The sequence below is a fragment of the Streptomyces sp. NPDC034099 genome (assembly GCF_055575415.1).
The window spans coordinates 226402-252712 of the sequence record NZ_JBVISR010000012.1 but is presented as its reverse complement, the minus strand read 5'-3'; the positions used below and the strand labels follow the sequence as shown (position 1 = coordinate 252712).

19 protein-coding genes and 1 pseudogene are annotated in these 26311 nt (G+C 73.0%); 13 read left to right on the top strand and 7 right to left on the bottom strand.

Going from position 1 to position 26311, the window contains the following annotated elements:
• Positions 1-335: 335 nt before the first annotated feature.
• Positions 336-1112 (bottom strand): type I methionyl aminopeptidase, encoded by a 777-nt coding sequence (map, locus tag ACZ56V_RS30830; protein WP_398917484.1) that lies wholly within the window; start codon positions 1110-1112, stop codon positions 336-338.
• Between the two features lie 100 nt (positions 1113-1212).
• On the opposite strand from map, the gene ACZ56V_RS30825 reads away from it, so the two are divergent.
• The 8 genes from ACZ56V_RS30825 (at position 1213) to ACZ56V_RS30790 (ending at position 10505) form a co-directional block, all read left to right on the top strand.
• Positions 1213-1464, top strand: a complete 252-nt coding sequence (locus ACZ56V_RS30825; protein WP_007445836.1) for a helix-turn-helix domain-containing protein — start codon at positions 1213-1215, stop codon at positions 1462-1464.
• 156 nt (positions 1465-1620) lie between these two features.
• On the top strand, positions 1621-2463 hold the full coding sequence (locus tag ACZ56V_RS30820; RefSeq protein WP_398917485.1) for a nitrilase-related carbon-nitrogen hydrolase: 843 nt from the start codon (positions 1621-1623) through the stop codon (positions 2461-2463).
• A complete protein-coding gene (locus ACZ56V_RS30815) occupies positions 2460-3743 on the top strand; it encodes an aspartate aminotransferase family protein (protein WP_398917487.1) in 1284 nt (427 codons plus the stop codon). Before ACZ56V_RS30820 ends, ACZ56V_RS30815 begins: the two co-directional genes overlap by 4 nt.
• A gap of 38 nt (positions 3744-3781) precedes the next feature.
• Positions 3782-5407 carry a PucR family transcriptional regulator gene (locus ACZ56V_RS30810; RefSeq protein WP_468946828.1) on the top strand — a complete coding sequence of 542 codons (1626 nt, stop codon included), beginning with the start codon at positions 3782-3784 and terminating at the stop codon, positions 5405-5407.
• Positions 5408-5530: 123 nt separating this feature from the next.
• Positions 5531-6373: a nitrilase-related carbon-nitrogen hydrolase gene (locus tag ACZ56V_RS30805; protein ID WP_398917491.1), complete on the top strand. Its 843-nt coding sequence runs from the start codon at positions 5531-5533 to the stop codon at positions 6371-6373.
• Between the two features lie 33 nt (positions 6374-6406).
• Complete coding sequence (hydA, locus tag ACZ56V_RS30800) at positions 6407-7810, top strand: dihydropyrimidinase (protein ID WP_398917493.1); 1404 nt, start codon at positions 6407-6409, stop codon at positions 7808-7810.
• 11 nt (positions 7811-7821) lie between these two features.
• Positions 7822-8844 (top strand): TIGR03842 family LLM class F420-dependent oxidoreductase, encoded by a 1023-nt coding sequence (locus ACZ56V_RS30795; protein ID WP_104631926.1) that lies wholly within the window; start codon positions 7822-7824, stop codon positions 8842-8844.
• 110 nt (positions 8845-8954) lie between these two features.
• Complete coding sequence (locus tag ACZ56V_RS30790) at positions 8955-10505, top strand: NCS1 family nucleobase:cation symporter-1 (RefSeq protein WP_468946823.1); 1551 nt, start codon at positions 8955-8957, stop codon at positions 10503-10505.
• Here the strand turns inward: ACZ56V_RS30790 and ACZ56V_RS30785 are convergent.
• A complete protein-coding gene (locus tag ACZ56V_RS30785; RefSeq protein ID WP_398915821.1) occupies positions 10502-11158 on the bottom strand; it encodes a hypothetical protein in 657 nt (218 codons plus the stop codon). The two genes, ACZ56V_RS30790 and ACZ56V_RS30785, sit on opposite strands and share 4 nt — an antisense overlap.
• Before the next feature lie 187 nt (positions 11159-11345).
• Positions 11346-12359: a carboxymuconolactone decarboxylase family protein gene (locus tag ACZ56V_RS30780; protein WP_468946820.1), complete on the bottom strand. Its 1014-nt coding sequence runs from the start codon at positions 12357-12359 to the stop codon at positions 11346-11348.
• A 167-nt stretch (positions 12360-12526) separates the two neighbouring features.
• Here ACZ56V_RS30780 and ACZ56V_RS30775 point away from each other — a divergent pair, with 167 nt between their 5' ends.
• Complete coding sequence (locus ACZ56V_RS30775; protein ID WP_398915824.1) at positions 12527-13666, top strand: sensor histidine kinase; 1140 nt, start codon at positions 12527-12529, stop codon at positions 13664-13666.
• On the top strand, positions 13663-14337 hold the full coding sequence (locus ACZ56V_RS30770) for a response regulator (protein ID WP_468946816.1): 675 nt from the start codon (positions 13663-13665) through the stop codon (positions 14335-14337). The genes ACZ56V_RS30775 and ACZ56V_RS30770 overlap by 4 nt, the downstream gene beginning before the upstream one ends.
• Positions 14338-14362: 25 nt before the next feature.
• Here ACZ56V_RS30770 and ACZ56V_RS30765 read toward each other — a convergent pair whose 3' ends face one another.
• The 4 genes and pseudogenes from ACZ56V_RS30765 to ACZ56V_RS30750 form a co-directional block, all read right to left on the bottom strand.
• A complete protein-coding gene (locus tag ACZ56V_RS30765) occupies positions 14363-15427 on the bottom strand; it encodes a lipoate--protein ligase family protein (protein WP_467382703.1) in 1065 nt (354 codons plus the stop codon).
• A gap of 87 nt (positions 15428-15514) precedes the next feature.
• Entirely contained in the window at positions 15515-16483 is a 969-nt protein-coding gene (locus ACZ56V_RS30760) for a HAMP domain-containing sensor histidine kinase (protein ID WP_468946813.1), read from the bottom strand.
• Positions 16484-17213: 730 nt separating this feature from the next.
• A pseudogene (locus tag ACZ56V_RS30755) lies at positions 17214-21215 on the bottom strand (glycoside hydrolase domain-containing protein); the annotation flags it as partial.
• A gap of 147 nt (positions 21216-21362) precedes the next feature.
• The gene (locus ACZ56V_RS30750; RefSeq protein ID WP_468946810.1) at positions 21363-22205 is read right to left on the bottom strand and encodes a helix-turn-helix transcriptional regulator; all 843 of its coding nucleotides are present in this window, start codon (positions 22203-22205) and stop codon (positions 21363-21365) included.
• A 265-nt stretch (positions 22206-22470) separates the two neighbouring features.
• Here ACZ56V_RS30750 and ACZ56V_RS30745 point away from each other — a divergent pair, with 265 nt between their 5' ends.
• The 3 genes from ACZ56V_RS30745 to ACZ56V_RS30735 all read left to right on the top strand — a co-directional run bounded on the left by ACZ56V_RS30745 (position 22471) and on the right by ACZ56V_RS30735 (position 26302).
• Positions 22471-23409, top strand: a complete 939-nt coding sequence (locus tag ACZ56V_RS30745) for an SDR family oxidoreductase (RefSeq protein WP_398915833.1) — start codon at positions 22471-22473, stop codon at positions 23407-23409.
• A 92-nt stretch (positions 23410-23501) separates the two neighbouring features.
• Entirely contained in the window at positions 23502-25361 is a 1860-nt protein-coding gene (locus tag ACZ56V_RS30740) for a gamma-glutamyltransferase family protein (protein ID WP_468946806.1), read from the top strand.
• Positions 25362-25456: 95 nt separating this feature from the next.
• A complete protein-coding gene (locus ACZ56V_RS30735; protein ID WP_467382712.1) occupies positions 25457-26302 on the top strand; it encodes an inositol monophosphatase family protein in 846 nt (281 codons plus the stop codon).
• Positions 26303-26311: the final 9 nt, after the last annotated feature.

Genomic DNA, 26311 nt, shown 5'->3' with positions numbered 1-26311 from the left:
AGCCGGGCCGACCACCGGCCCGGGCCACTACCCGGCTCCCGGGCCGGGCCTGCGATCCGGGCTCGGTCCGCGGTCTGGCTCACGGTCTGGTCGCCGGGTGGGCTCGCGACTCGGGTCTCGGTTCGGGGTCCTGGCCCGGGCCTTCGCTCGGTTGCGGTTCGCGATTCCGGCGGGTCTGTCGATCTGGCCCCGACTCGCGGCCCCGGCCCAGTACACGGCCTGCCCCCGGGTGGGCTCGCGGCGCGGTCCGGGGCTCGGGCTTGCGGCCGCCCGGGCCCTTGCCCGGCTCTCGGTCCGGGACCCGGACCGGGTCCCGGTCCCCGTCGCGCCGTCTCTCAGAGGCCGTCCCTCGATGTCAGGACGCGTGGGCCGCTCTCCGTGATCGCCACCGTGTGCTCCACGTGCGCCGCCCGGGAGCCGTCGTTCGTGCGCAGGGTCCAGCCGTCGGGAGCCGCGTGGTAGTCGTCGCGGCCGCCGGCGGTCAGCATGGGCTCGATGGCGAGGACCATGCCGTGCCGCAGCGGGAGCCCGCGTCCCGGGCGGCCCTCGTTGGGCACCCCCGGGTCCTCGTGCATGTGCCGGCCGATGCCGTGGCCGCCGAAGTCCTCCATGATCCCGTAACCGGCCGACCGGCAGACCGTGCCGATGGCGTGCGCGATGTCGCCGATGCGGTTGCCGACGACGGCCGCCCCGATGCCCGCCTCCAGGGCCCGCTCCGCGGTCTCGATCAGCGCCAGGTCGGCCGGGCGTGGGGTGCCCACCACGAAGCTGAGCGCCGAGTCGCCCGCCCAGCCGTCCAGGAGGGCGCCGCAGTCGATGGAGACCAGGTCCCCGTCGCGCAGCCGGTAGCCGTCCGGGATGCCGTGCACGATCGCGTCGTTCACCGACGCGCAGATGACGCCCGGGAAGGGTGTCGGAGCGAAGGAGGGGCGGTAGCCGAGGAACGGCGAGCCCGCGCCCGCCTCCCGCAGTACCTCGTGCGCCACCGCGTCCAGCTCCAGCAGGGACACGCCCACGTCCGCGGCCTGCCGTACGGCGGTCAGGGCGCGCGCGACGACCTGTCCGGCCGCGTGCATGGCGTCGATCGATGTGTCCGTCTTGAGTTCCACCATGCCAATTACTATACCGGTATTTTAATTGGGTTCGCGCGCGGTGGCGACGGATCGCCCGCGGGGCGGGACCGGTACGGGAAGCCGGTATTAGAATGACGACATGGTACGCACCCCTCTGACCCCCGAAGAGCGCGAGCGCGGCGAGCAGCTCGGGCGTCTGCTCCGCGCGGCCCGCGGCGAGAGGAGCATGACGGCGGTCGCCGCCCAGGCCGGCATCTCCGCCGAGACGCTGCGCAAGATCGAGACCGGCCGGGCGCCCACCCCGGCGTTCTTCACGGTGGCCGCGCTGGCCGGCGCGCTGGGGCTGTCCATGGACGAGCTGGTGGGCAGGTGCGCGCCCGTGCCGGCCTGAGGCGGCGGCACTCACCCACAGGAGTGCGAAACACGATCGACACCGCGCCTTGACGACGATGGTCTTGGCAAGCCCCTCCGGCCAGGCTTACGTTCGTCCCTCTACGGCCTGCTCTACGGGTGTAGAGGCTCTGACGTCGTGTCGAAGGAGCAGCTCATGGCCAACGTCGTACGTGCCGCTCTCGTCCAGGCCACCTGGACCGGCGACACCGAGTCCATGGTGGCGAAACACGAGGAGCACGCCCGCGAGGCCGCCCGGCGGGGCGCCAAGGTCATCGGGTTCCAGGAGGTGTTCAACGCCCCCTACTTCTGCCAGGTCCAGGACCCCGAGCACTACCGCTGGGCCGAGCCCGTGCCCGACGGCCCCACCGTCCGCCGCATGCAGGTGCTGGCCCGCGAGACCGGCATGGTGCTCGTCGTCCCCGTCTTCGAGGTCGAGCAGTCCGGCTTCTACTACAACACCGCGGCCGTGATCGACGCCGACGGCACCGTCCTCGGCACCTACCGCAAACACCACATCCCGCAGGTCAAGGGCTTCTGGGAGAAGTTCTACTTCCGCCCCGGCAATCTCGGCTGGCCGGTCTTCGACACCGCCGTCGGCAAGGTCGGCGTGTACATCTGCTACGACCGCCACTTCCCGGAGGGCTGGCGCCAACTCGGCCTCGGCGGCGCCCAGCTGGTGTACAACCCCTCGGCCACCCACCGCGGCCTCTCCGCCCACCTGTGGCAGCTCGAACAGCCCGCCGCGGCCGTCGCCAACGAGTACTTCGTCGCCGCCATCAACCGGGTCGGAGTCGAGGAGTACGGCGACAACGACTTCTACGGCACGTCGTACTTCGTGGACCCGCGCGGCCAGTTCGTCGGTGATACGGCCAGCGACACCAAGGAGGAGCTGGTCGTCCGCGACCTGGACTTCGACCTCATCGACGAGGTCCGGCAGCAGTGGGCCTTCTACCGCGACCGCCGCCCCGACGCCTACGAAGGGCTGGTGCGGCCGTGACCCGTGACCTCTACGCCCGCCACCGCGCCGTCCTGCCCGACTGGCTCGCCCTCTACTACGAAGACCCGCTGGAGATCACCCACGGCGAGGGCCGGCACGTCTGGGACGCCGAGGGAAACAAGTACCTCGACTTCTTCGGCGGCATCCTCACCACGATGACCGCGCACGCCCTGCCCGAGGTCACCAAGGCCGTCGCCGAGCAGGCCGGGCGGATCATCCACTCCTCGACCCTCTACCTCAACCGCCCGATGGTCGAACTGGCCGAACGCGTCGCCCAGCTGTCCGGCATCCCCGACGCCCGCGTCTTCTTCACCACCTCCGGCACCGAGGCCAACGACACCGCCCTGCTGCTCGCCACCGCCCACCGGCGCAGCAACACGATCCTGGCGATGCGCAACAGCTACCACGGCCGCTCCTTCAGCTCCGTCGGCATCACCGGAAACCGCGGCTGGTCCCCGACCTCCCTCTCCCCGCTCCAGACCCTCTACGTCCACGGCGGCGTCCGCACCCGCGGCCCCTACGCCCACCTGGACGACCGGGACTTCATCGACGCCTGCGTCGCCGACCTGGTGGACCTCCTCGGCCACACCCGCGCCCCCGCCGCGCTGATCGCCGAACCCGTCCAGGGCGTCGGCGGCTTCACCTCCCCGCCGGACGGCCTGTACGCCGCCTTCCGCGAGGTGCTGCACGAGCGGGGCATCCTGTGGATCGCCGACGAGGTGCAGACCGGCTGGGGCCGCACCGGCGAGCACTTCTGGGGCTGGCAGGCGCACGGGAGGAGCGGTCCGCCGGACATCGTCACCTTCGCCAAGGGCATCGGCAACGGCATGTCGATCGGCGGGGTCGTCGCCCGCGCCGAGATCATGAACTGCCTGGACGCCAACAGCATCTCCACCTTCGGCGGCACCCAGCTCACCATGGCCGCGGGCCTCGCCAACCTCAACCACCTCCTCGAACACGACCTCCAGGGCAACGCCCGGCGCGTCGGCGGCCTGCTCATCGAACGGCTGCGCGCCGCCGCCGCCCAGGTGCCGCACGTGCGCGAGGTGCGCGGGCGCGGCCTGATGATCGGCGTCGAGCTGACCCGGCCCGGCACCGACGAGGCCGCTCCCGAGGCGGCGTCCACCGTGCTGGAGGCGGCCCGCGCCGACGGACTGCTCGTCGGCAAGGGCGGCGGCCACAGCACCAGCGTGCTCCGCGTCGCCCCGCCGATGTCCCTCACCGTCGCGGAGGCCGAGGAGGGCGCCGCGATCCTCGAACGCGCCCTGCGGAGCATCTGAGAGCCGCGTTCCGCGTCCCGGGCCCAGGAGGCGCCGCCATGACCACCACCCCCGAGACCCCGGCCCAGCAGCCCCGGGAGCCCTGGGAGCCGGCTCTGTCGGTCCGTCAGGTGCTCGGCCTCGAACGGGTGCGGGCCGGACAGCCCGAGGTGGTGGCCGGTGCCCACCGGCTCGACCGGCCGGTGCGCTGGGTGCACGTGGCCGAGGCCGCCGACGTCGGCGTGATGCTCAGCGGCGGCGAGATGGTCCTGACCACCGGCGTGCTCCTCGCCGGTGACGAGGACAAACAGGGCGAGTACATCCGCTCCCTGGACCGTGCCGAGGCCTCGGCCGTCGTACTCGGCCTCGGCCGCGCCTTCCCCGCCCCGCCCGACGTGATGCGCAGTGCCGCCGAGCGCTGCGGGCTGCCCATGGTCGTCCTGCACCGGCCCTTCCCCTTCGCCGAACTCACCGAAGAGGTGCAGTCCCGGCTGCTGCGGCGCAAGTTCGCCGCCGTCAGCCTCTCCGAGGCGGTACGCACCGAACTGACCGGACTGATCACCGCCGGCGCCCCCGTGCAGCGCCTGCTCGACGAGGTGGCCCGGCACGCCGGCTGCCCGGTCGTCGTCACCAACCTCGCCCACCGCGTCCTCGCCACGGCGGGGGAGCGGGCGGCCGTCGACGACGTGCTGCGGGACTGGGAACGCATCGCCCGCCAGGCCGGTGCCGGGTCCGCCGACGGCTGGCTCCGCGCCGAACTGAGCTGCCGCGGGGAGCGCTGGGGGCGGCTGGTGCTGTGCGGCTACGGCGGGGACCGGGCCGCCGGACGGCTGCTCGCCGACCGCGCCGCCGAGGCCCTCGTCCTGCACCGCATGCTCGCCGGCGACGGGACCCACGGGTCCCAGGGGGCCGCGTCCGCGGGTTCCTGGGACTCCTGGGAGGAGCAGTCCGCGCGGAGCCTGCTCACCGACCTGGTCAGCGGGGCCGTACCGGCGCGGCAGCTGCTGCCCCGGGCACGCGCCGCGGGGCTGCCGGTCAACCGGCGCGTCTTCGTCCCCCTCGTCGTCCGCGAGCGGGACCCCGCCCGGCCGGCCCGGGTGCTGCGGCGGCTCGGACTGCCGGGGATCGCCGCCGGGCTCGCCGACGACCGCGTGGCCGTCCTGCTCAGCCTCGCCCCCGACCAGGATGCCCGTGCCCTGACCGTCCACTTCGCGACCCGGCTGCGTTCGGAGCCGGACTCCCGCCACGCCGTGGTCGCCGCCGCCGAAGCCCGCGGCGACTGGGCCGACGTACCGGCGGCACTGCGCGAGGCGCAGCACGTCGCCGACGCCGTCGCGGACTCCGCGACCGCCCTTGACCTGCCGCCCGTCGTACGCCTGCGCGACGTCCACCTGCGCGGCCTGGTGCGGCTGCTGCGCGACGACCCGCACGTGCAGTCCTTCGCCGAACGGGAGCTGGACGGGCTGCTGCGCGGGCCCGACCAGGACCTGCTGCCCGTCCTGCGCACCTACCTGGCCACCGGCCGCAACAAGTCCCGCACCGCCCAGCTGCACCACGTCTCCCGGCCCGCGCTCTACCGCCGCCTCGAAGCCATACAGGGCCGCCTCGGCGTCGACCTCGACGACTTCGAGCAGGCCGCCTCCGTCCACATCGCGCTCCTCGCCCACGACGCGCAACAGGGGTGACACCGTGCAATGCCCGACCCCCGCAGACGTGACACCGTGCCACTCATTCCGGCCACCCGGCGTCCCTAGTCTCGCCGTACACCGAGCGCCACACCGAGCGATTCGAGCGAGTGGAGGCCGAAGATGAGCCGAGTGATCCGTGCCGCGCTCTTCCAGACCGCCTGGACGGGCGACAAGGAATCGATGATCCAGGTCCACGAACAGGCGGTGCGCGACGCCGCCGCCCAGGGCGCACAGGTCATGTGCTTCCAGGAGCTGTTCTACGGACCGTACTTCTGCCAGGTCCAGGACCCCGAGTTCTACGCCTACGCCGAACGCGTCCCGGACGGCCCGATCGTGGAGCGCTTCCAGCGGCTCGCCCGCGAGCACGGCATCGTCCTGGTGCTCCCCATGTACGAGGAGGAGCAGCCCGGCGTCCTCTACAACACCGCGGCCGTCATCGACGCCGACGGCTCCTACCTCGGCAAGTACCGCAAGACGCACATCCCGCAGGTGCGCGGCTTCTGGGAGAAGTTCTACTTCCGCGCCGGCAACTCCGGCTGGCCGGTCTTCGACACCGCCGTCGGCAAGGTCGGCGTCTACATCTGCTACGACCGGCACTTCCCGGAGGGCTGGCGGGCGCTGGGCCTCGAAGGCGCCGAGATCGTCTTCAACCCGTCGGCCACCTCCCGCGGCCTGTCCGGCTACCTGTGGCAGCTGGAGCAGCCGGCGGCCGCCGTCGCCAACGAGTACTTCGTCGGCGCCATCAACCGCGTCGGCGTCGAGGAGCTGGGCGACAACGACTTCTACGGCACCTCGTACTTCGTCGACCCCGAGGCGCAGTTCGTCGGCGAGGTGGCGAGCGACAAGGAGACCGAACTCGTCGTCCGCGACCTCGACATGGCCAAGCTGCGCGAGGTCCGCGACCGCTGGCAGTTCTACCGTGACCGCGCGCCGGGCACGTACTCCCCGCTGACCGCGCCCTGATCCGCCGGCGCCCCGACAGGAGGGAACAGCAGCATGAGCAGCCGTACCGTCATCCGCGGCGGCCTCGTCGTCACCGCGTCCGACGAGATCCACGCCGACGTCCTGATCGAGGACGGCCGCGTCGCCGCCCTCGCCGCGACCGGCACCCCGGCCGCCGAGGCGTTCAGCGCCGAACGGGTGATAGACGCGAGCGGCAAGTACGTCATCCCGGGCGGCGTCGACGGGCACACCCACATGGAGATGCCCTTCGGCGGCACCTACGCCGCCGACACCTTCGAGACCGGCACCCGTGCCGCCGCCTGGGGCGGCACCACCACCATCGTCGACTTCGCCATCCAGAGCGTCGGACACTCCCTGCGCGAGGGCCTGGACGCCTGGCACGCCAAGGCCGAGGGCAACTGCGCGATCGACTACGGCTTCCACATGATCGTCTCCGACGTGAACCAGGAGACGCTCAAGGAGATGGACCTGCTGGTGGAGGAGGGGGTGACCTCCTTCAAGCAGTTCATGGCGTACCCCGGCGTCTTCTACTCCGACGACGGCCAGATCCTGCGCGCCATGCAGCGCGCCGCCGAGAACGGCGGCCTGATCATGATGCACGCCGAGAACGGCATCGCCATCGACGTCCTGGTCGAGCAGGCCCTCGCCCGCGGCGAGACCGACCCCCGCTTCCACGGCGAGGTCCGCAAGGCCCTCCTGGAGGCCGAGGCCACCCACCGCGCCATCCGGCTCGCGCAGGTGGCCGGAGCGCCGCTGTACGTCGTGCACGTCTCGGCGACGGAGGCGGTCGCCGAGCTGACCCGGGCCCGCGACGAGGGCCTGCCCGTCTTCGGCGAGACCTGCCCCCAGTACCTGTTCCTGTCCACCGACAACCTCGCCGAGCCCGGCTTCGAGGGCGCCAAGTACGTGTGCAGCACCCCGCTCAGGCCGAAGGAACACCAGGCGGCGCTGTGGCGGGGGCTGCGGACCAACGACCTCCAGGTGGTCTCCACCGACCACTGCCCCTTCTGCTTCAGCGGGCAGAAGGAGCTGGGCCGGGGCGACTTCTCCAAGATCCCCAACGGGATGCCGGGCGTCGAGAACCGCATGGACCTGCTCCACCAGGCCGTCGTCGACGGCCACATCAGCCGCCGCCGCTGGATCGAGATCGCCTGCGCCACCCCGGCCCGGATGTTCGGCCTGTACCCGAAGAAGGGCACCGTCGCGCCCGGCGCGGACGCCGACATCGTCGTCTACGACCCGCACGCCGAGCAGATCCTCTCGGCCGAGACCCACCACATGAACGTCGACTACTCGGCGTACGAGGGCAAGCGGATCACCGGCCGCGTGGAGACCGTGCTCTCGCGCGGCGAACCGGTCGTCACCGAGCGGGAGTACACCGGGCGCAAGGGCCACGGCGCTTACACCCCGCGCGCCACCTGTCAGTACCTGAACTAGGAGTGGTGCCCATGGACTTCGGACTCGTCCTGCAGACCGACCCGCCGGCCTCCCGCGTCGTGGACCTGATGAAACGGGCCGAGCACAACGGCTTCAGCCACGGCTGGACCTTCGACTCCGCCGTGCTGTGGCAGGAGCCGTTCGTGATCTACAGCCAGGTCCTGGCCCACACCAGCACGCTGAAGATCGGCCCGATGGTCACCAATCCGGGCACCCGCACCTGGGAGGTGACCGCCTCCACCTTCGCCACCCTCAACGACATGTTCGGCAACCGCACCGTCTGCGGCATCGGCCGCGGCGACTCCGCGATGCGGGTCGCCGGACGCAAACCCAACACCCTCGCCCGCATCAGCGAGGCCATCAAGGTCATCCGCGCGCTGGGCAGGGGAGAGGAGGCCGACCTCGGCGGCGGCACCGTCGTCCGGTTCCCGTGGATCAAGCCGGGCGCCGAGGTCCCGGTCTGGATGGCCGCCTACGGCCCCAAGGCCCTGAAGATGACCGGCGAGGAGGCCGACGGCTTCATCCTCCAGCTCGCCGACCTCTACCTGACCGAGTACATGGTCAAGGCCGTCCGGGACGCCGCCGAGGCCGCCGGGCGCGACCCGTCCGAGGTGACGGTCTGCGTCGCCGCCCCCGCCTACGTCACCGCCGACGACTCGCCCGAGGCCCTCGCCCACGCGCGCGAGCAGTGCCGCTGGTTCGGCGGCATGGTCGGCAACCACGTCGCCGACCTGGTCGCCAAGTACGGCGCCCACACCGGGGCCGTGCCCGACGAACTCACCGACTACATCAAGGCCCGCGAGGGCTACGACTACGCCCACCACGGGCGCAGCGGCAATCCCGACACGCAGTTCGTGCCGGACGAGATCGTCGACCGGTTCTGCCTGATCGGGCCGGTCGAGAAGCACATCGAGAAGCTGACCGCCCTGCGCGCCCTCGGCGTCGACCAGTTCGCGCTGTACGACATGCACGACGCGCAGGAAGCCGTGATCGACACCTATGGCACGAAGGTCATCCCGGCCGTCAACGCCTGACCCGTCCCCGCCCGCCCCGCGCTCCGGGGCGGGCCCCGGGGCGCACCCGCGCACCCCCCTCGGCACCGCCCGCACGGCCTCTCCCGTCCCACCGCATGATTGGCCTGCCCATGACCGACACCGCGCCCACGGCCATACCGCCGTCCGCCCAAGTCACCCTCCCCGACGGGCGCGTGGAGCTCGCCCCGGGCTCCCCGCCGCCGAGCGGTCCCTACGCCAACGAAGACCTGCTGCCCGTCCCCGTCGAGGGGCGCACCTGGACCACGTACAACTTCTCCGCCCTGTGGGTCGGCATGGCCCACAACACGGCCTCCTGGACCCTCGCCTCCGGTCTCATCGCGGTCGGGATGGACTGGAAACAGGCGGTGTTCACCATCGCCCTGGCCAACCTGATCGTCCTCGCGCCCATGCTGCTCACCGGGCACGCCGGACCCAGGTACGGCATCCCCTTCCCGGTGTTCGCCCGCGCCTCCTTCGGGATCCGGGGCGCCAACCTCCCCGCCGTCGTGCGGGCGTTGGTGGCGTGCGGCTGGTTCGGCATCCAGACCTGGATCGGCGGCGAGGCGATCTACTTCCTGGCCGGCAAGCTGATCGGCGACGGCTGGACCGGCGCCGCGACGGTCGGCGGCCACGCCTGGACGATGTGGCTGTCGTTCGCGATCTTCTGGGTGCTCCAGGTCGCCATCATCCACCGGGGCATGGAGACCATCCGCCGTTTCGAGAACTGGGCGGCGCCCTTCGTCCTCGTCGGTGCCTTCGTGATGCTGTGGTGGATGGCCGACAAGGCGGGCGGCTTCGGCCCGCTGTTCGACCAGCCCTCGAAGCTGGGCTGGGGCGGCGACTTCTGGAAGCTGTTCTGGCCCTCCCTGATGGGCATGATCGGTTTCTGGTCCACGCTGTCCCTCAACATCCCCGACTTCACCCGCTACGGGAAGAGCCAGAGGGCCCAGACCCGCGGCCAGGCCCTCGGTCTGCCGACGACGATGACCCTGTTCGCCTTCCTCTCCGTCATGGTCACCTCCGGCTCCCAGGCCGTGTACGGCGAGCCGATCTGGGACCCGGTACAACTCGCCGCGAAGACGAACAACGTGGTGGGCCTGCTCTTCGCCCTCGTCACCGTCCTGGTGGCGACCCTGTCCGTGAACATCGCGGCCAACCTGGTCTCACCGGCCTTCGACTTCTCCAACGTCGCACCGCGCAAGGTGAGTTTCCGGGCGGGCGCGCTCATCACGTCCGTCCTGGCCGTGCTGATCTTCCCCTGGAAGCTGTACTCCGACCCGCAGGGCTACATCTTCACCTGGCTCGGCCTGGTCGGCGGCCTGCTCGGCACGGTGGCCGGCATCCTCATCGCCGACTACTGGATCCTGCGCCGCGCCCGGCTGCACCTCGTCGACCTGTACCGCAGGGGCGGCCGCTACTGGTACGACGGCGGCTGGAACTGGCGCGCGGTGCTCGCCTTCGCCGTCGGCGGCGTCCTGGCCATCGGCGGCGCCGACTTCCACCCCCTGGTCGACGGCCGCCCCGTACCGTTCCTCGAACCACTGGCCGACTACGGCTGGGCGGTGGGCCTCGGCACATCCCTCGTCCTCTACCTGGCCCTGATGCTGCTGCCCGCCACGCGGCCGAAGGCCGAGACGACCGGCCCCACCGCGCAGCCCTAGCCGTCCCGCAAGGCGGCCACGGCCTCCTTGGCCGCCTTGATGGCGCCCTTGTTGATCTCGGTCGTACCGGGGGCCTTCTTCGACTCGAAGTCGCTGCCGTTGTAGGTGATCATCACCAGGGCGTTGGCCGCGCGGACCAGAACGGTGCCCTCGCGGGTCTGCTGCTTGTCCTCGGTGGTGAGGTTCACGACCGAGTAGGCGCTGTCGCCGAGGCCCGGGACGGCGCCGCCGCCGCTGCGGTCGGCGACCCGTTCCTTGTACGACTTCTGCGCCGCCTCGTCCGTCTGCATCACCTCGAAGGAGACGTCGAGCCAGCGGTAGTCGTAGCCCTTGAGCGCGTTCCAGGAACAGGTGCGGCGCACCTCGGTGTCCGTGGACGGGATCTCCTTGCCGGCCGCCTTGGCGCCCGGCACCAGCGAGGTGACCGTCTTGGCGGCCACGGCCTCGCACGGCGCCGGTGCGGTGGCGTACGTCTTCGTCGCCGCCCGGGTCGCGGGTGCGGACGCCGAGCGGTTCGCGGTGTCGGGCGGCGTCCTGTCCTTCGCGGCCGGTGAGGTGTCCGGCCCGGACGACAGCGCCCAGCCCGCCGTGGCGAGCACGGCGACCGGCGCCAGACGGGCGGTCAGGGCGAGCGGCAGGGGAAGAGAACGCACGGCGCACTTCTCGTGGGGGACGGTGCGGAGGGTGCCCGCACAGCGGACGGGACGCCAGTGTCACACGAGTCCCCGTGGGGCGGAAGGCCGAACTCGGTGCGTGCCCGCCCGGTGACGCAGACGAACGGCGGCCGTCAGTGCCGTAGGGGCCGGCCTGAGAAGCGGGACGGCAGGGAGTCGACGGTGGTCATGAGGTCTCCCGTGCGGTGGGGCGGGAGCCGGGGCCGGTCAGGGCCGTCTCGACGCGGTCCACGGCGGCGAACGCCCCGTACGCGACGAGGTGGACCAGGCAGTGGTCGGTGTGCTCGGGGCGGCGCCACGCCGCGACGTCCGCGTCCGTGATCCGGTACGGCGCGAGCGCGGCCAGCAGCGCCAGCCGGGCGCCGGGCCGCTCCCGCCGGTCGGGGAACGGGTCGGGTTCGACGGGCGGATGGGAGCCGTCCCAGTCGCGCAACGCGGCGCGTACGAGGTCCCGGTCGTCGGGGTCCAGGAGACCGGCGCCCGTCGAAGCGGTGGCGCTCAGCGCCGCGTACGCCGGCCCGACCGGAGTCCCCGCCGCCCACTCCGGTCCCCGGCCGGGGTCTTCCAGCAGGGGCAGCGAGGCGCCGGGCACGGCGGTGCGGCGCACGGTGCGGGACAGCGACCGGCCCGCCAGGCTCCGTACCGGACGCAGCCGTTGCGCGTCGGCCGGGAGCAGCCTCTCGGTCACCAGCGACGACACGACGCGGTTGATGAAATGGAACGCCAGCACGGTGCCGAGGTAGCCGGGAGCCTCCTCGGCCGGGAACGGGTACGGCTCCCGCGCGCCGCCCGGGACCCGGGTGCGCCGCGCCCAGTCGAGCACGCGCGCGTGCCGCTCGTCGGCCGGCTCCTGACCCCGGGCCAGCCGCTCGGCCAGGGCGTGGTCGCCGGTGGCGTGCAGCAGCATGGTGTGCGCGTCCACGCAGAACCGGCACCTGTTGGCCTGAGACACCCCGAAGGCGGCGACCTCCTTGCCGGTCCGGTCGCCGGGGCCGGCGAGCAGGGACTCGCGCATCAGCGCCCAGGCCGGGGCGACGAGCGCGGGCGCCGAGGAGAGGACCACGAAGGGGGCGGGTTCGGGAATGCCGAAGTCCCGTGCGGCCTGAGCGTAGACCTCGGCGACGCGGCCGGTGGCCGACTTCGGCGGCAGCGGTTCGGTGTGACGGAAGGGTGTGGGCATGGACAGCAGCCTGCGCCGCCGGGGTGCGTGGCGTCGTCGTCCGGCCGGATGCGGTTGCCGCTGCGCCGCCGGGACCCGGCCGGGCGGCCGACTACTTCACCGGGAGTAGTCCCGAAGCCGTTCACAGGGCCGACGCGACCGTTCACGCGGACGCATAGGGTGCGGGCATGAGCGGGCGTCGGATCGATCGCGAACGGCTCGCCGACGTGGTCCTCGCGGCCGTGGTCGGCGCGCTCGGCATGACGGTCGCGGCGTTCGACGAGGACACCACGGCACTCGACCACGTGCTCGTCGCCCTCGCCTCGGCGGCGCTCGCCTTCCACCGCGCCGCCCCGCGCGCGGTACTGGCCGTCGCCACCGTCCTCGGCACGGCGTACGTCCTGCACGCGCACCCCGGTCCGCTGTCCGCGCTGCCCGTCCTGGGCGCCGTGCACACCGCGGCCCGGGTCGGCCACCGGGCGGTCGCGGCCGCCGGCAGCGCCGTGTTCCTGGCCGGATACGTGGCCACCGGCCCGGGCACGCAGCACGTGGCCGAGCGGGCCGGACTGCTCGTCGGCTGGTTCCTGTGCGCCGTCGTGACCGGGCTCGCCGACCGGAACTGGCAGGCGTACCTGCGCCAGACCGAACAGCGGGCCCTGGAGGCGGAGCGCACCAGGGAGGAGGCGGCCCTGCGCCGCGCCGGGGAGGAACGGCTGCGGATCGCCCGCGAGTTGCACGACTCGCTGACGCACAGCATCTCCATCGTCAAACTCCAGGCGGGAGTCGCCGTCCACCTCGCCCGCAAACGCGGCGACGAGGTGCCGCCCGCGCTGCTCGCCATCCAGGAGGCCAGTGGCGAGGCGATGCGCGAACTGCGCTCCGCCCTCCAGGTGCTGCGGGCCGACGAACCCACCGGCACCCCGGCCCTGCTCGTCGAGCGGGCCCGCGCGGCCGGACTCGCCGTCGACCTGACCGTCACCGGGGACGAACGCCCGCTGCCCCGGGCACTCGACCGCGCCGCCTACCGCATCGTGCAGGAGGCCCTCACCAACGCGGCCCGGCACGCCGGACCGGCGAAGGTGCGGGTCCGCATCGACTACGGCACACGGAACACGGGGGAGGCCATGGGAGACGGGGCCGTGGGGGAGCTGACGATCGACGTGGACGACGACGGAGCCGCCGATCCGGCCCGCCCGCCGGCGCCGGGCACCGGCCTGACCGGCATGCGGGAACGCGTGAGCGCCCTCGGCGGCACCCTGCGTGCCGCCCCGCGCGCGGAGGGCGGCTTCTCGGTGCGCGCACGGCTCCCGCTGGGGGAGACGGCATGAGCGGCGTCCTCCGCGTCGCGCTCGTCGACGACCAGGCGCTGATGCGGGCCGGCTTCCGGGCGCTGCTCGACGCCGAGGAGGGCATCGAGGTGGTCGGCGAGGCCGCCGACGGGGAGCAGGGCGTGGCGCTGGTGCGGGCCCAGGTGCCCGACGTGGCGCTGGTCGACGTGCAGATGCCGGTGATGTCGGGCATCGAGGCGACCCGTCGCATCGCCGCCGACCCGGCCCTCGCCGCCGTACGCGTCGTCATCCTCACCAACTACGGACTGGACGAGTACGTCTTCGAGGCGCTGCGGGCCGGCGCCAGCGGCTTCCTCCTCAAGGACACCGAACCCGCCGACCTGCTCCAGGCCATCGACGTGGTGGCGCACGGCGAGGCGCTGCTCTCCCCGTCGGTCACCCGCACCCTGATCGGCGAGTTCGTCGCCCGGCCGCCGGACCGGACCACCGCACCCGGTCTGGATTCCCTCACCCGCCGGGAACGCGAGGCCGCCGCGCTCGCCGCGCGCGGCCTGAGCAACGAGGAGATCGCGGCCCACATGGTGATCAGCCCGCTGACCGCCAAGACGCACATCAGCCGCGCGATGACCAAGCTGGGCGCCCGCGACCGCGCCCAACTCGTGGTGTTCGCCTACGAGTCGGGCCTGGTCGCGGTGCGCGGCACGGCCTAGCGCGCGCGGGGAGCCGCGGCGGGCCTCAGGGCACCCGGGCGGTCCACTCGGGAGAGGAGAACTTGGCGCGGGCCAACTCCCGGGCGCGGGCCAGCTCCTCGTCGGTCACCTTGCCCTGGGTCAGCCCGTACCGGCCGCCGAAGGAGGAGATCATCCGCTCGATCACGGCCTCGCGGGCCAGCCCGGTCTGCCGGCGCAGCGGGTCCACCCGCTTCTTCGCGGACTTCGTGCCCTTGTCGGACATCTTCTCCCGCCCGATCCGCAGCACCTGGAGCATCTTGTCCGCGTCGATGTCGTACGACATGGTCACGTGGTGCAGTACGGCGCCGGGGCCGCCGCCGGGTCCCACGACGCGCTTCTGGGCGGCGCCCGCGATCTTGCCCTGGTCGGTGGCGATGTCGTTCAGCGGCTGGTACCAGGCGCGGATGCCCATCTCGCCGAGCGCGCCGAGCACCCAGTCGTCGAGGTAGGCGTAGCTGTCCTGGAAGGAGAGGCCCTGCACCAGCGCCTCCGGCACGGACAGGGAGTAGGTGATCGTGTTGCCGGGCTCCACGAACATCGCGCCGCCGCCGGAGACGCGGCGCACCACCTCGATGCCGTGCCGGGCGGCGCCCTCGGGGTCCACCTCGTTGCGCAGCGACTGGAAACTGCCGATGATCACCGCTGGGGCTCCCCACTCCCACACCCTGAGGGTGGGCGGACGCCGGCCCGCGGCGACCTCGGCGGTCAGCACCTCGTCTAGGGCCATGTGCAGCGCGGGGGACTGCGGGCCCTCGTGGATGAGCTGCCAGTCGTAGTCCGTCCAGTCCGTGGCGTGCGCCAGCGCGCGGCGCACGGCGATGCCGACGCCCTCCGAGGTCAGCCCGTACATGACGGTGCCCTCGGGCACGGCCGCGTCGATCCGCGCGGCGAGTCCCGCGGCGTCGGTGTCCGCCGGGGCCCCCTCCAGCGCGCGGTTCACGGCGTCCAGCGCCTCGTCCGGTTCCAGGAAGAAGTCGCCCGCCACGCGCACGTGCCGCAGCATGCCCTGCTCGGCCTCCACGTCCACCACGACCAGCTTGCCGCCCGGGATCTTGTACTCACCGTGCACCGTTCCGCCTCCGTTCCGCCTCCGGGGACAACAGTGCGCCCGGCGGGAGTGTTCCCGCGCCGCCCCGCCCCGCGCCGGTCCGGGCGGTCACCCGACCGGGTCGGCCACCCGGTCCCCGACGGGAACGGTCAGCCGCACCTCGGTACCGCCCCCGCGCGCGGGACCGACCACGAGGTCGGCGCCGATCAGCAGGGCGCGCTCGCGCATGCCGCGGATGCCGGCGCCCTCGGCGGCCCCACCGGAGCCGTCGAAGCCCCGGCCGTCGTCGCGCACCCGCAGCTCCACGGCGTCGCCCGCCCGCGCCAGGGTGAGCACCACCAGGCGGGCGCCGGAGTGCCGGGCCGCGTTGGTGAGACCCTCCTGGGCGACCCGGTAGAGCACCAGGTCGGCGTTGTCGCCGAGGGCGGGCAGGCCGGGGGCGATCTCGTGGCGCACGGTCAGCGACGGCCCGGTGAACTCGTCCGACAGCGACCTCAGGGCGCTGGTCAGACCCAGCTCCTCCAGCACCCCCGGCAGCAGGCGGCGGGCGATGCGGCGGATCTCGTCCAGGCTGGCCCGGGTCGTCTCCTGCACCTGCGAGAGCTGCTCACGCACCGGGCCGGGCGCCTGGTCCGCGACTCGCTTGAGGTCCAGCAGCACGGCGGCGAGGGTCTGCCCCACCTCGTCGTACAGCTCCTGGGCGACCCGGTGGCGTTCCGACTCCTGCGCGCTCAGCGTGCGGGCGGCACTCAGCGCGCGCTCGGCCTCCAGCCGGTCGAGCATGGTGTTGAAGGTGGTGATCAGCGCGGCGATCTCGCCGTCGCCGTCGACCTTCGGGCGGACCCGGGGCCGCAGCAGGTCGGTCGTGGTCATGGCGTGCGCGAGCCGGCGCAGCGGCCCGAGACCGATCCTCAGCAGCAGGACGTTGGCGCCAAGGATCACCACCAGCCCCACCGTGAGGATCGCGGCCTCGGTGAGCAGGACGGGCGTCGACACGGTGACCGGTCCCAGCAGCAACGCGGTCGCGGCGATCAGCACCACCGAGTTGAACAGCGAGATTCTCCAGAACAAGGACACCGCAGCAGCGTCGACGACGCACGGCACCCGGTCCATCGGGTCCGGCACCCATTTCGTCCGTCACGCACCCCCACCCCGTGCCGCCGCCCACTCCCGGGCGGGCGACCAGAGCCCGCCTCCGCCCGCGCCACCGTCGCCGCCGACGGCGCCCCGGCCACCGGACGCGGCCCGCCAGGGGGGGGAAGGTGGTCCGACGTCCGCCGGAAGCCGACCGTGTAGGTCCGGGTGTACGCGCCGTTGGCCGAGATCACCTTGATGGTGCGGGTGGTCAGGCGGGACCGGGACGACGAGACCGTGTCACTGCCGTCGGTGACCTCCACCCGCGCACCGGACTGTGCCGGCACGGCACCCACCGCGGGGATCCTCCCGTGCTCCGGCCAGTCCACCACGTAGGTGCTCACCTCCGGGTCGAACCCGTCGAGCGCGACGCCGCCCACGGTGAGCGCGGAGGCGTCGGACACACCGGCCCTCGTGGCGTCCGAGAAGTTGGTCACCGTGACCGACCCGTCGGCGTTCACCTCCACGTCCGCCGCCATAGCCGCCGCCAGGTTGATCCGCTGCCAGCCCGGTCCGCCGGACGCGGTGAGGTCGAGCGGGTACCCGGAGTCCGTCGCGGTCTGCTCCAGGACCTGGGTGCGCTGCTCGGCGGTGAGGTCCGGGAAGGCGGTGATCAGCAGGGCCGCCGCGTCGGCCGGCGCGTCGAGGGCCTGCCCGGCCTCGCCGGTTGGCGAGAACCCGTAGGTCCCGCGTCGCTCCAGGTGGCCGGCTCGCTCTTGAGGCCGCCGCCGCTGTTCGCCTCGAACGCCGTGGCGTCGAACACCACCGGGGCGTCCGCCTCACGCGTCAGGGTGAGCGCGTACACGTTGGCGACGTAGGGCTGCGCGTCGGTCTGGGTGCCGGAGACGAAGACGGCGAACACGTCCTGGGAGCCGTCGAAGGTGTCCGGATCGACCCGCACGCTCGTGGTCGCGACGGTTCCCCAGCCCGAGCCGGTGTAGTCGAGGGGGACGCCGACGGCCGCCGGGCCGTCCTTCGCACCCAGGCGCAACTCGACGCGCGAGTCCGACGCCGCGCGGGACCGGGGCTTGTCGTAACGGACGGTGACGGTGTCGGCGCCGGCGCCGAGACCGGTGTCCCGCCACTCGGCCCACGCGCCGTTCGTCACGTTCTCGAAGACACCGCCCGAGAGCTTCAGCGGCAGCGAACCGCCCCCGGTCGCCGTGGCGTTGGCGGTGGTGAGCGTGGCGAGTGTGGTGACCGGCGAGGCCGACGGGGCGGCTTGCGGCGAGAACCGGTACCAGTCGAAGTTCGACACCCACTGCCGCCCCGACGGGGCGTGGAAGATGAACGTCGCGCTCGAAGCGTCCAGCAGGGCGTCCGGGTCGGTGACGGCCGCCTGGACGGTGGTGTAGTACTGCCAGCCGCCGGTCCCGGGGAGGGAGACGGTGGCGACGACGGGGCCGTCCGCGTCCCCGGCGTGGATGTCGACGCTGCTCGGTTCCGCGGCCGGCGCCTGGGAGTTGGCGTAGCGCACCGAGACGCTCCGCGGGGCGACACCGCCGAAGTCGAGGTGCGTGTACTGCTCCCAGGCGCCCTCGGTGACGCCGCCGAGGTCGCCGTCGGAGTAGTACGCCTCCTTCACGAGGCTGGGGCCCTCCATCCGGTCGGGGTCCTCGGCCTGGAGGACGGCGTAACCGCCCTCGTCCAGGGTGAGGGCGTCGATCGCGGACCGCAGCGCGTCGTGCGCGGCCATCAGCGTGCCGGTCGGGGAGGCGGGGTCCGCGAGGACGGTCCGGGCGCGTTCCAGCGCCGCCCGGAAGACGCCGTAGGAGCCGTCGGAGTAGTTGCCCTCGCGCACCAGGGACGCCTCGTCGGCCAGGGCGGCGAGTCTCTTCCGGTGCACCGGCGCGGCCGATACGACCAGCGGGTCGGTCACGGACACGCCGGTTCCGGTCACCGTGGAGGCCGGAATGCCGTGCGGGAAGGCCCGGTCGCGGAAGGTGATGCCGAACCGCGCGTCGGTCTCGGTGGTGCCGGTGAGCCTCAGCGAGGCGGTGCGGCTTCCGGTGACCCTGAGGTCGGCCCGCACGCCGTCCGGGAGGCAGGTGACGCTCGCCGCGCCGGTCCGGCTGAGGCTGGTCCCCTTCCGAGCGGCGAACGACGCCCTGCCGGACAGGCGGAGCCCGACGCTCGCGTCCACGGTGCCGTCGGCGGAGGTGTCCACGGTCTCCGGGCGGGCGGAGACGACGGTTGTGCCCTTGCCGGGCGCGGAGTCGTCACCGTCGCCCCGGTCGGTGTTCAGCGAGTACGCGGGCTCGGTGCGCGAACCCCAGGACGACGGCGCGGAACCCATGTCGAACTCCAGGGTGCCGCCGCCGACGATCCGCGAGTAGTCGAGCCATGTGTTCGAGAACCGCTTGCCGTTCAGCGTCGCGCGCTGCACGTAGTAGTCGGTCGGCGAGACTCCGTCGGCGTTCACCGTGAAGGCGGCGCCGCCCGCGTAACGGATCGTCGTCGAGTCGAAGAACGGGGTGCCGATCTGGAACTGGCTGGAGCCCGCCGTCACCGGGAACAGCCCGAGGGCGGCGGCGACGAACATGGTCGACATGGTGCCGGCGTCGTTGTCCATGGTCGGCAGGAAGCCGTCCGGGGCCGGTTTGTAGACCTTGGTCTTCACCGGTGGCCTGAACTCGCCGCCGGAGCTGGGTGCTTCGTTCGTGGAGCCCGTCGCGATGTACCGGTTCCAGGTCTCACCGGTGTAGATGGCGCGGACCCACTTCTGCGTCAGGCTCGGCTCGCCCACGTAGTTGAAGAGGTAGGGGGCCTGGAGGTCGATCTCGTTGGCGTTGGAGTGCAGCATGGCCGAGCCGTCGTCGGCGTCGGAGTCCTCGCCGAACATGTGCCGGATCGCGGCCCGGCCCGCCTTCTCGCCGCCCATGGCCTCGATGAGCCCGCCCATGTCGTACGCGTCGTACCAGTGGTACTGCCAGAGGGTGCCCTGGTAGAGCCTGGCCTCCTCGAACTTCTCGTAGTCGACGCCCTGCCAGTCGCCCGCGCCGTCGCGCGGGGTGAGCAGACCGACCTCGGTGCCGTCGGCCGCGGTCCAGGCGCCGGGCTTGACCAGGTTGTCGATCGCCATCGTCGCCTGCTCGCGCAGCTTCTTCGCGTCCGCGTCCTCGCCGAGCGCGTCGGCGACGACGGACAGCGCCCACTGGTCGTAGCCGCGCTGCACCGTCGTACCGGGGTCACCGGCGATGTACCCCTGCCGCAGCTGGGTCCCGGTGTAGTACCCGGTGTACGACTTCAGCGCCGGGTACGCCTCGTCGAGCCGGTCGAAGTCCTTGAACCCCTTCGACAGCGCGTCGGCGACCACCACCGCCGAACGCTCCCAGCGCACGGTCGGCACCGAGTGGGTGAGGCTGCCAGGGCTCTTGCCCGCGGCGTGCGCGTCGGCGAAGAGGATGACGGCGGACTGCACCAGGTCCCGGTAGGTCGCCGGGTCGATGTACGCCTCGACCGAGTACTTGCGGAAGTCGTCCCAGGTGGACCAGCCGTCGTAGTACGTGAAGCCGTTCGCCCGGTGCACCGCGCCGTCGACGCCGCGGTAGGTGCCGCTGGTGCTGGTGGCGTTCACCGGCAGCGCGTACATGCGGTACAGATGCGTGTAGAACTGCCGGGTGAGCGTCGAGTCGGGGTCGGCCTTCTTCGACGCCTTCACCGCGACGGCGCCGAGCGTGCGGTTCCAGTCCGCCCTCGTCTGCGCGCGCACGTCCGCGAAGTCGCGGCCCGCCACCTCGTTGTGCTGGTCGAGCGCGGCCTGTTCGGCGCTGATCGGCGACAGCGTGACGCGCAGCTCGATGTCGTCGCCGTCGGCCTCGTCGAACCCGAGCACGGCGCCGGTGTCGGTGCCGTCCCGCGCGGTCGCGTCGCTCAGCGTGCCGTCGTCGCCCCAACTGCGCAGCGAGGTCACGGGGACGTTCGTGGTGGCGTAGTAGTACAGGCGGTACGAGGCGCCGTTGAAGGACCCGGCGACGAGCCCGCTGATCGCGGTGGTGCCGTCCTTCAGCTCGGTCGCGTCCAGCGTCGCGCGGGTGCGGCTGGTGAAGTTGTTGGCCAGGTCGAGGACGAGCTGGGGCCGCGAACCGGCGGGGAAGCGGTACTTCTCGAGTGCCGTGCGCGTGGTGGCGGTCATCTCGGCGTCGATGGTCCCGGCGGGGGACCCGAGGCCCACCCGGTAGGAGCCGGGCGACGCGGACTCGTCGTCGTGGCGGTAGGGGTGGGCGTAGGTGCTCGTGGCCGGGCGCTCGTCGTACTGCTCCGAGGCCGGGACGACCAGCAGGTCGCCGCCGCCGCCCGAACCGCCCACGCCGTCCAGGTTCGTGGCGGTGAACCCGGCGATGTGGTCCTCGTGGTAGTCGTACCCCGAGTGGTTGCGGCCCGGGGTCGTCATCGGGTTGACCTTCGCCAGGCTGTGCGGTGCCTGGGCGCCGGGGAGGTCGTTGCCGTCGTCGCCCGCGGTGGACACGAACGGGTCGACGAGTTTCGTGTAGTCCGTCCCGCCGGACGCCGCGTCGGCCGAGGAGGCGGCCTCGGCGACGGGTACCGCGACGGCGCTGCCGCCGCCCGTCAGCGCGGCCAGGCCGAGCGCCCCGGCGAGCACCGCCGCGACCGTGGTCCGCAGGGCCCGGGGCCGGGACGGCCGTGTCGGCGGTCTCTTGGATCTGTCAGGCATGACGAGCACGGACCCTCTCCCTGTGGACAACGTTGTCAACCGATACCCGCGACACGCGTCCCGGGTGAACGCCTCCGCCATCACATAGGGAGCAGTCATACAACGGGGAAACGGAGTTCGTACAGAGCCCTCGCGTACGCGGTGCGGTCAGCCGAGCGGCTGGGCGCCGATCACGGACAGCAGGCGCAGCTTTTCGTGGCTCTCGGTGCCGGGGGTGGCGGTGTAGACGAGCAGCAGGTGCGACTGGTCGGGGTCGAGAAGGGTCTGGCAGTCCAGTTCGAGGAGGCCGACCTCGGGGTGACGGAAGCGTTTGACCAGGCCGGGGCGGACGCCCACCTCGTGCGTGTCCCACAGGGCGCGGAACTCCCCGCTGCGCTCCAGGAGGAGGCCGGCGTAGTGCGCGGCCCGGGAGCCGGGCCCCCGCAGCGTGACGACCTGGCGCAGCCCGGACGCGAACACGCGGGAGAGCAGGGCGTGCTCCTCCGGCGCGTACAGGGCGCGGGTGGCCGGCAGGGTGAACCAGCGGAAGCCGATGCTCCGTTCCGGTCCGGTGAACTTGGTGGTGTCGCCGGTCAGGGCCACGCCGAGCGGCGTCTGGCGCAGGGTCTCCCCGAGTTCGGTGACGATCTCGGCGGGGGTGTCGGCCAGCCGGTCGAGGATGCGCAGCAGACCCGGGCCGACGTGCTCCCCGGCCGAGCCGCGCACCGGCGGGTTGTGCCCGGCCAGGCGGAACAGGTGGTCGCGCTCGTCCAGGGACAGGTGCAGGCCCTGGGCGATCGAGGCGGCCATCTGGGCCGAGGGCTGCGGGCCGCGCTCCCGTTCCAGGCGCGCGTAGTAGTCGGTCGACATGTGGCACAGCGCCGCGACCTCCTCGCGGCGCAGGCCACTGGTCCGGCGGCGCGGTCCCCTCGGGAGTCCGACGTCCTCGGGCTGCAGCAGTTCCCGCCGGCGCCGCAGGAAGGCGGCGAGCCCGCTCCGGTCGATCTCCATGAGGCCCTCTCCTCCGGTGCCGCTTCCCCCCTTTCTATCGCCGCCGCGGCGGCGCAGCCACGGATCGCCGATCCCCCCTTACGGCGTCCGGCGCGTCCGCCGACTGCCGGGAAACCGTCGCTGACCTGCGTAAAGAGCATGAGATAGCCCTACCCTCGGCCGCGCGATCAGGGGATCGGCAGACCCTGCATCCCGTCACCGGATCCGGTCATGGTGGAAGCGACGACACGACGAGGGAAGCAACGACACCGCCAGGAGCCAGCTCATGCCACGCACCGACTTCGACATCACCGTCCCCGATCTGACCGGCCGGCGCGCGGTCGTCACCGGCGCGAGCGACGGCCTCGGGCTCGGCATCGCCACCCGCCTCGCGGCCGCCGGTGCGGAGGTGCTCCTGCCGGTCCGCAACCCGCGCAAGGGCGAGGCGGCACTGGCCGCGATCCGGGCGCGGGTGCCCGGTGCGGAGGTGTCCCTGCGCACCCTCGACCTGTCCTCGCTCACCTCCGTGGCGGCGCTGGGCGACACCCTGCTGGCGGAGGACCGCCCGATCCACCTGCTCGTCAACAACGCCGGTGTCATGACACCGCCCGCGCGGCAGACCACCGCGGACGGGTTCGAGCTGCAGTTCGGCACCAACCACCTCGGCCACTTCGCCCTCGTCGCCCGCCTGCTGCCGCTGCTGCGGGCCGGCCGGGCGCGGGTGACCTCCCAGATCAGCGTCGCGGCGAACCGGAACGCCATCAACTGGGACGACCTGAACTGGGAACGCTCCTACGACGGCATGCGCGCCTACAGCCAGTCGAAGATCGCGTTCGGCCTCTTCGGGCTGGAACTCGACCGCCGCAGCGAGGCCGGTGACTGGGGCATCACCAGCAACCTCTCCCACCCGGGCGTCGCCCCCACCAACCTGCTCGCCGCCCGCCCCGAAGTGGGCCGCGCCCGGGACACCCCGGGCGTGCGGGTCATCCGCGTCCTGTCCGCCCGCGGCATCCTCCTCGGCACGGTCCGCACCGCGCAGCTCCCCGCGCTGTACGCCGCCACCTCGCCGCAGGCCGGACGTGGCGCGTTCTACGGCCCCGGCGGCCCGGGCCGGCTGGGCGGACCGCCCGCCCGGCAGAAGCTCTACAGCCGCCTGCGGAGCACGGACGAGGCCCGTCGGATCTGGGCGCGCTCCGAGGAACTGACCGGACTGCGCTGCGCGTGACGGCGGCGCGCGGGACCGTGGAACACGGCATTCCCCCGAGGCCGTTTCTGATGTTGGATGGACCGACCGAGCCCCGAACACCGAGGTCGCACATGCGGTTCACGACTCGCCCCACCCTCCAGGGCACCTTCGGCATGGTGTCCTCCACGCACTGGCTGGCCTCGCAGTCGGCCATGGCGGTGCTGGAGGACGGGGGCAACGCCTACGACGCCGCCGTGGCCGGAGCCTTCGTGCTGCACGTCGTCGAACCGCACCTCAACGGGCCCGCCGGAGAGGTACCGATCCTGCTCGCGCCGGCGGGCGGCGAGGTACGGGTGCTGTGCGGGCAGGGCGTGGCACCGGCCGGGGCCACGGTCGCGCACTACAAGGGGCTCGGACTCGACCTGGTGCCCGGCACCGGACCACTGGCCGCGGCCGTGCCGGGAGCCTTCGACGCCTGGCTGCTCCTGCTGCGCGACCACGGCACCAGGTCACTGGCCGAGGTGCTGAAGTACGCCATTGGTTACGCCGAGCACGGGCACGCCCCCGTGGAGCGCGTCGCGGAGACCGTGGAGACCGTCCGGGAGCTGTTCGAGACCGAGTGGACGTCGTCCGCCGAGGTCTACCTGCCGGACGGCCGCCCGCCCCGCCCCGGCGAGCTGCTGCGCAACCCGGCCCTCGCCGCCACCTGGAAGCGGCTGCTGGCCGAGGCGTCCGGCGCGGGCCGGAAAGCGGGGCCGGTGGGGACCCGGGAGGCGGAGATCGACGCGGCGCGGGAGATCTGGCGCTCCGGGTTCATCGCGGCGGCCCTCGTACGCCAGGCCGGGCGGCCCACCCTGGACACCAGCGGGGAGCGCCACACCGGCACCCTGACCGCCGCCGACCTCGCCGGCTGGTCCGCCCACTACGAGGCCCCGGCGACCTACGACTGGAACGGCTGGACCCTGTGCAAGGCCGGCCCCTGGAGTCAGGGGCCCGTGCTGCTCCAGCAGTTGGCGCTGCTCCCGCCCGAGCTGCCCGCCTACGCCTCCGCCGACTACGTCCATCTGCTGGTCGAGGGCTGCAAGCTGGCCATGGCCGACCGGGAGGCCTGGTACGGCGACGCGGACGGCGCGGACCAGGTGCCGCTCGCCGACCTGCTGTCGCCCGAGTACAACGCGGTCCGGCGGCAACTCGTCGGCGACAAGGCATCGTTCGAACTGCGGCCCGGCGCGCCGGGCGGGCGCACGCCGAGGCTCGGCGCGCAGGCGCTCGTCGCGGCCGTGGAGGGGGAGGGCCTCGACGCCCTCGGGGTCGGCGAGCCGACGGTCGCCAAGAGCCCGGCGTCCCCGGTGCCGGGGGAGCCGGACGTCGCCGCCGACGGCGGGACCCGCGGCGACACCTGCCACCTGGACATCGTGGACCGCTGGGGCAACATGGTCTCGGCCACGCCCAGCGGCGGCTGGCTCCAGTCCAACCCCGTCGTGCCCGAGCTGGGCTTCCCGCTCGGCACCCGGCTCCAGATGACCTGGCTGGAGGAGGGGCTGCCCAACTCGCTCACGCCGGGCCGCCGCCCGCGCACCACGCTCACGCCGTCCATCGCCCTGCGCGACGGGGTGCCGGTCATGGCCTTCGGCACCCCCGGCGGCGACCAGCAGGACCAGTGGCAGACGCACTTCTTCCTGGCGGTCGCGCTGCGGGCACGGGTCCGCGGCGGGCTCGACCTGCAGGGCGCCGTCGACGCCCCGAACTGGCACACCGACAGCTTCCCCGGGTCCTTCTTCCCGCGCGGCATGCGGGCGGGCTCCGTCACCGTGGAGTCCCGGATGCCGGCGGAGGTCGTCGAGGAACTGCGGCGGCGCGGGCACGACGTGACGGTGGGCGAGGCGTGGTCGGAGGGGCGGCTGTGCGCCGTCGCGCGGGACCCGGAGACGGGCGTGCTGTCGGCGGCGGCGAACCCGCGCGGCATGCAGGGATACGCGGTCGGCCGCTGACGCCCGCCGGCGCCCGCACCGGGTGTTCGTCGCGATGCCACCCGGAGTACACCACCCGGGTGGGGATTGTCAGTGGCGCGTGCTCTCATGGAGCCATGATCGAGAACAACGAAACCATCGACGAGTTTCTCGCCCGGCACACCGACGACGTGGAGGAGGCCGTCCGCAAGGCGGCCGCGCAGGAGATCATGCCGCGCTGGCGCCGGCTCGCGGCACACGAGGTCGACCAGAAGGCCGGCCCGCACGACCTGGTGACGGACGCCGACCGCAGGGCCGAGCTGTACCTCACCGAGGTCCTGGCCGCACTGCTGCCGGGCTCGGTGGTGGTCGGCGAGGAGGCGGTGCACGCGAACCCGGCGTCGTACGGGGCGATACGCGGCGAGGCCCCGGTGTGGATCGTCGACCCGGTCGACGGGACCCGGCAGTTCGTGCGCGGCGAGGAAGGCTTCTGCACGCTGGTCGCGCTCGCCCACCGCGGGGTCGTGCACGCCTCCTGGACCTACGCCCCCGCCGACGACCGGCTCGCCACGGCCGTACGGGGCCGGGGCGCCTACCAGGACGGCGAGCGGCTGTACGCGGGGCCGCCCGAGCCGGGCCGCGAGCTGCGGGTGGCCACGTCCCACCCGGACTACACGACGGACGAGCAGAAGCGCGACCTGCTCGCCCTGCGCACCCCGGGCGTGGCCCCCCGCCCCTGCGGTTCGGCCGGTCTGGAGTACCTGGCCGTCGCCCGCGGCGAGTCCGACGCCACCGCCTTCTCCTGGGAGGCGGCGTGGGACCACGCGGCCGGTCTCCTCCTGGTCGAGGAGGCGGGCGGCACCCACCTGACCCGCACGGGCGAGCCCTTCCGCATCACCGGGGGCAATGAACTGCCGTTCACCGCCGCCCGCGACGCGGCCACGGCCCGCCGGGTGGTGGCCCTGCTGTCGGGGGAGGCCTGATCCCCGGCG

Bases quoted from the DNA above. Each gene is read 5' to 3' on its own strand.
- ACZ56V_RS30790 (WP_468946823.1), top strand. From the start codon at position 8,955: ATGACCGACACCGCGCCCACGGCCATACCGCCGTCCGCCCAAGTCACC.
- hydA (WP_398917493.1), top strand. From the start codon at position 6,407: ATGAGCAGCCGTACCGTCATCCGCGGCGGCCTCGTCGTCACCGCGTCC.
- ACZ56V_RS30740 (WP_468946806.1), top strand. From the start codon at position 23,502: ATGCGGTTCACGACTCGCCCCACCCTCCAGGGCACCTTCGGCATGGTG.
- ACZ56V_RS30775 (WP_398915824.1), top strand. From the start codon at position 12,527: ATGAGCGGGCGTCGGATCGATCGCGAACGGCTCGCCGACGTGGTCCTC.
- ACZ56V_RS30780 (WP_468946820.1), bottom strand. From the start codon at position 12,359: ATGCCCACACCCTTCCGTCACACCGAACCGCTGCCGCCGAAGTCGGCC.
- ACZ56V_RS30735 (WP_467382712.1), top strand. From the start codon at position 25,457: ATGATCGAGAACAACGAAACCATCGACGAGTTTCTCGCCCGGCACACC.
- ACZ56V_RS30750 (WP_468946810.1), bottom strand. From the start codon at position 22,205: ATGGAGATCGACCGGAGCGGGCTCGCCGCCTTCCTGCGGCGCCGGCGG.
- ACZ56V_RS30795 (WP_104631926.1), top strand. From the start codon at position 7,822: ATGGACTTCGGACTCGTCCTGCAGACCGACCCGCCGGCCTCCCGCGTC.
- ACZ56V_RS30770 (WP_468946816.1), top strand. From the start codon at position 13,663: ATGAGCGGCGTCCTCCGCGTCGCGCTCGTCGACGACCAGGCGCTGATG.
- ACZ56V_RS30825 (WP_007445836.1), top strand. From the start codon at position 1,213: ATGGTACGCACCCCTCTGACCCCCGAAGAGCGCGAGCGCGGCGAGCAG.
- ACZ56V_RS30805 (WP_398917491.1), top strand. From the start codon at position 5,531: ATGAGCCGAGTGATCCGTGCCGCGCTCTTCCAGACCGCCTGGACGGGC.
- ACZ56V_RS30820 (WP_398917485.1), top strand. From the start codon at position 1,621: ATGGCCAACGTCGTACGTGCCGCTCTCGTCCAGGCCACCTGGACCGGC.
- ACZ56V_RS30745 (WP_398915833.1), top strand. From the start codon at position 22,471: ATGCCACGCACCGACTTCGACATCACCGTCCCCGATCTGACCGGCCGG.
- ACZ56V_RS30810 (WP_468946828.1), top strand. From the start codon at position 3,782: ATGACCACCACCCCCGAGACCCCGGCCCAGCAGCCCCGGGAGCCCTGG.
- map (WP_398917484.1), bottom strand. From the start codon at position 1,112: ATGGTGGAACTCAAGACGGACACATCGATCGACGCCATGCACGCGGCC.